Here is a 5,007-nt window from a genome sequence, read left to right on the forward strand (position 1 = left end):
GCTCCCCTGCTCCCCTGCCCCCTGTTCCCCGGTTAATATTTCCGCCATACTCGTTCTGCCAAGTTGCTAAATCCCGGTAAACGGGAGGATTTACCTTGAATGACCCGAAAAATCAACCAAATACTCACTAAAAAATAACCAGAAGTCAGGAAACTATTGAGGATTAAAAAGCGAAGTGTCAAAAAATTCGTTGCTGATTCAGTAGTTAACAATAAATAACCTAACATCCAGATAAAAGCCAAGGTAATAGACAAACGACTGATTGCCAGTTGTTCCCGACTACCCTGCCGCTGATAGAGAGTCCACAGGGAGGGAAAAAAGCCGATAATGGGAATCAAATACAGAACGAGTTGTGTTTTTGAGATATCTGTATCTTTTGAGGGCAAGTTATCCATAGTGGTTGATGTGATCATAAACTAGAGATGGTGAATAATAGTCGTTAAGTTAGAGATAAATAACTTAAGTTACTTGTTAGGTAGGAGGCAATTAATAATTGATAATTTTCATCACCTATTATCTGCCTCAACGAGATTAATACTTGGTCAAGCAGAAACCCATTTAGTTATATAGTGTAATTACTTAAAAATGCAGACACGCAAGCTACTCAATTGGTGGCAAACACTGACACCTATAGCCAGATTTTTAGCGATCGCCCTACTTGCGCCCCTATTAGTTCTGAATGGTTGGGCTATTGCCGCAATTTTCAATTATTTTCACTCCCTGATTGTTATTTTAGTCGGAGCTTCCGTATTAGCATTTTTACTCAGCTACCCCGTGAGTTGGATGGAAAATCACGGAGCGAAACGAGAGCAAGTAGCCATTCTTGTATTTTTGTTAGCATTATCCATTTTATTAGCTCTAGGTGTCACCCTGTTTCCTCTCGCCCTGACTCAAGCTCAACAACTGGTGGCGCGGTTACCAGACTTAATAGACTCAGGACGTTCTCAATTAATGATCCTCAATGAAAAAGCAGAAGGCGCTGGTTTACCAATCAACCTCGATGCTTTAGCCGCACAAATCAACGATCGCGTCAAAGGACAATTACAGGCGATCGCCGGACAGGTGCTAAATTTAGCGGTGATCACTGTTACCAGTCTGCTCGATTTCCTGCTGACAATGGTATTAACCTTTTATTTATTACAGCATGGCGGTGAACTTTGGCAAAGTTTAGTAGAATGGCTACCTGGTAAATTTCGCGCCCCCTTTTCCAAAACAGTTCGTTTAAGCTTTCAAAACTTTTTTATCACCCAACTAATCCTCTCAACCTGCATGGCTTCTGCCCTAATTCCCACCTTTTTATGGCTAAAAGTTCCCTTTGGTCTATTATTTGGGTTAACTATTGGAGTCATGGCACTTATCCCCTTTGGTGGTTCTGTAGGTATCGCCCTTACCACCTCTTTAGTTTCACTTCAAGATGTTTCTATGGGCGTAAGGGTATTAATAGCAGCCATAATTGTCCAGCAAATTCTGGAAAATCTGATTGCACCGAGAATATTAGGCAGTTTTACAGGATTAAACCCCGTGTGGATTTTAATTTCTGTCTTAACTGGAGCGAGAATTGGCGGACTTTTAGGCGTAATTGTTGCTGTTCCCTGCGCTGTGGTTATTAAAAGCATCATCAATGCCATTCGTCCCTCAACACTTAATCTGGACACAGAAGACTCTCACCCCGAAGAGATATCTGCACCCATGACACCAGAAGCATCTCCGAAAATAGAGCCTAATAATTCTTTGAGTGTTTCATGACATACTCATCCGCCATATTGCTCTCAAAGTAGATTATCGTCCGGTAAAAAGCCTAGTTCTGTATTGGGTAGATAAGATTTAGTAAAAATGTTATTGCTGTTATCTATCGGGAAGCAAACGCACCTAATAGCATAACACCAGCGGCTGCTAAAACATAACGTCTACCCAAACTTACCCCATAACGTCGTTGCAGAAAATTGGTTGTGACAGAATTCATCCTTTTACCTCAATTACTCCAGATTTTCAGGTGTCTATTACAAAAGACGTTGCTAATCTCCTAATTGTTCACTATCTCATCCACAGATTCATAAATCCTCAATTGTTACAGTTTTGGTAACAACTGTTCCCTGTTCCCTGTTCCCTGTTCCCTGTTCCCTGTTCCCTGTTCCCTATTCCCTATTCCCTGTTCCCTGTTCCCTGTAGATAAACATCAATTATTCTTACTCACCAATACAAACCCCCGCGTCTTCCCCGCACCGACATCACTTGTATTCATTGCTTTCCATAAATCCTCTGTTTTTACCCAAACAGGTGGATATTTATAGCGCGAAACATCCATAATTAAAAATCTATCTGTTAACTCGTTATATGCCGCTAAAGGCGAAATATGTCCACCTCGTTCTTGACCAATTTCCTGACGTAAATAGTTAATAATAATAAAATTTCCTGGTTGCTTTAAATTCTCTGCTGCTAACTTGCGAAACTCTGCTAAATTTGTCCCACCAGCATGATACACCTTAACTTGCACGTCATAACTTTCCAATAATCCTCCTAACTGATCTAAAGTCATACCTTGACGGGCAACAACTTCAGAACTTACCACAGTTCTAGTTTTTGCATTACTAAAAAAATTATCTTGGGTAAATACCCGAAATGGCTTATATTGTAGTGCTTCTGGTGCAGGAACTTTCAAACTATTTAACACCATAACCATACTAGCAACGCCACAATATGCCTGATTAATTTGGGTGACAAACTGCGTACTTAATGGAAAAAAATCATTGTTTGATTTACTGGCAATTAATAACCTTTCACCTTCAGGAGTATCAAAACCAATCAAGTTTGGGGAAAGTGATAATGTTTGGGCAAAGACATTACCTCCAGCTAAACAAATGCCTAAAGTAATAACTTTAACTGATGTTTTGATAGAATTGATTGCTGCCAATTTCATAGTTTATTTTCAACCTGATTTAAATTATTTTTAGGACAACAGCAAGGCATCATTTTATATTATTAAATTAAAATTCCTGCAATTCCCGCAGTAATAAAACCCGCTAATAATCCACCAATCATAGTTCTTACACCCATACGGGCTAAGTCTTGTTGGCGGTTGGGTGCTATTCCTGTCATTCCACCAATAGTAATGCCAATTGAGCCAATATTAGCAAAATTACATAAGGCATAGGTAGTAATAATAGCTGAACGTTGAGAAATTTCTTGTTTCTTAATCAGTTCTCCTAAATCCAAATAGGCGATAAATTCATTAAGAATCGTCTTTTTACGTTTTCACCAAAGACGAATTTTGCACCAACATCAGAAAAAGCTAAAAAGTTACCAACGATATTTCCCAAGGATTTAAATAAGTTCAAACCCCAAGCCGTTTTGAGAATGACTATAGCCAAAATCAATTCCCACCCTAACCCCCAAGCAACTGTACGCCAACGCACGGCTTGACGATTCACGGACAGGGCGTAGGATATACCGATGAAAACACAAATGCCTAAAAATGAAATAGCGCGTTCCATATTCAATGTTTCCATATTTTTTGCAAATAAGCTTCAGAATAACTTAATTTCCGATCATTAAGTGCCGAATTAGCTAATTTAGGCGGTATTTATCACCAAAATGCTGCTAATGCAAGGAAATAAAAACAGGATATTTGCTGGCTTAATTAATCTTAAATATAAAGAAATAATTAAAAGTATACAAAACTTAAATAAATTGTTATTACAGAACTATGCAAATGGGAATAAAGAGTGTATATTGGTTTCAACTTCAGTATACCGAAAGATTTATAGTCTACCAATTATGAGATACCTCTGGTTCACAACAAAAATGAACCAGGGGTATCTGTGTTTTGGGGAACTGATAATTAGACATCTGGTAAAAAAGTAGAGACGTTCCATGGAACGTCTCTACACGGGTTTTAAACCACGCACATTTAATTCTCACCAGATGTCTATTGATAATCATAAGTAATGAATTATACATTATCCAGGATCATGCTTATCTCTCCAGCTTTTTCCTGTAAATCTAAATCTTGATAGATTTGCAAAATCTGAGTTAAAAACTGATGAGCAATAACTTGATTATCAGGCTGATTTTGCTGTGTCCGTTTCAGGTAAATTTCCCCTAACAGCTTATATGCTGAAGCTGTCAATTTTTGGCGGTTGTAATCTTGAAAGACTTGTAAACATTCTTGAGCCATTTCTTCGCTCCGGTTAAGATTTTCTAGAATTTCTACCTCTAGGTAAACACGAGCTATATCTAAAGCTTCTTCGGCTTTATTTACTATTTGTCCCAGTTCATCAAGATATGTGAAGCCTTTGTGATAGTATTCCTCAAATAAACCAATCTTTTCTGGTATTGAAGAGTTATCAACAGGTAAAAGATGTAGATCTGCTGAATATAGTAAACTGAGTGTAGTGTAATCGTAAGCAAGATTTTCTTGATATTGTTCTAGAGTATTGATTTCTATAGCTTGGTGGATATTTTTCTCAGCTTGTTTCAGTAATTCAGTAACTTCTATAGTGTGTACGGTATTTTTGGCTAATAAGATTTGACAGTAAGCAAGTCGTCGAAAACATCTAGCAACATTTTCATCTTTACCTAATTGTTGATAAAGTTCCCGACTTTGTTCGTAGTAACTGATTGCCTGTTCGTATTTACCCCAACCTTGATAAATTCTTCCTAGCTGATAGTAAGCAAGAGCAATTCTATCTTGGTCATTTAACTGCTGACAAATAGCTAAATCTTGGTTTTCACAATCAACAGCTTGCTGATATTTTCCCCATTCTCTATAGCAATCAGCTAGGTTATACCACTGATTAGCTACATTTTTCTCTTTATCTAATTGTTGATAAAGTTCCCGACTTTGTTCGTAGTAACTGATTGCTTGTTCGTATTTACCCCAACCTTGATAAATCCTTCCTAGCTGAAAATAAGCAAGAGCAATTCTATCTTGGTCATCCAACTGCTGACGAATTGCTAAATCTTGGTTTTCACAATCAACAGCTTGCTGATATTTTCCCCATTCTCTAT

At 37.9% G+C, this 5,007-nt stretch carries 4 protein-coding genes and 1 pseudogene; 1 reads left to right on the plus strand and 4 read right to left on the minus strand.

The window, feature by feature from the left end:
- Positions 1 to 32 precede the first annotated feature (32 nt).
- Positions 33 to 395: a hypothetical protein gene (locus tag AN486_RS26060; RefSeq protein WP_290603011.1), complete on the minus strand. Its 363-nt coding sequence runs from the start codon at positions 393 to 395 to the stop codon at positions 33 to 35.
- Positions 396 to 585: 190 nt separating this feature from the next.
- On the opposite strand from AN486_RS26060, the gene AN486_RS26065 reads away from it, so the two are divergent.
- Complete coding sequence (locus tag AN486_RS26065) at positions 586 to 1,746, plus strand: AI-2E family transporter (protein WP_290603012.1); 1,161 nt, start codon at positions 586 to 588, stop codon at positions 1,744 to 1,746.
- A gap of 430 nt (positions 1,747 to 2,176) precedes the next feature.
- On the opposite strand, the gene AN486_RS26070 is transcribed toward AN486_RS26065, so the two are convergent.
- The 3 genes and pseudogenes from AN486_RS26070 to AN486_RS26080 all read right to left on the minus strand — a co-directional run.
- Positions 2,177 to 2,917, minus strand: coding sequence for a phytochelatin synthase family protein (locus AN486_RS26070; protein ID WP_290603013.1), 741 nt, complete (start codon positions 2,915 to 2,917; stop codon positions 2,177 to 2,179).
- A 62-nt stretch (positions 2,918 to 2,979) separates the two neighbouring features.
- Positions 2,980 to 3,491 (minus strand): annotated as a pseudogene (locus AN486_RS26075) (nucleoside transporter C-terminal domain-containing protein).
- 458 nt (positions 3,492 to 3,949) lie between these two features.
- Positions 3,950 to 5,007 (minus strand): tetratricopeptide repeat protein (locus tag AN486_RS26080; RefSeq protein ID WP_290603014.1); only part of this gene is annotated, 1,058 nt, incomplete at its 5' end.

The sequence above is a fragment of the Anabaena sp. AL93 genome (assembly GCF_001672085.1).
In the GTDB taxonomy this organism is placed as follows: Bacteria; Cyanobacteriota; Cyanobacteriia; order Cyanobacteriales; family Nostocaceae; genus Dolichospermum; species Dolichospermum heterosporum.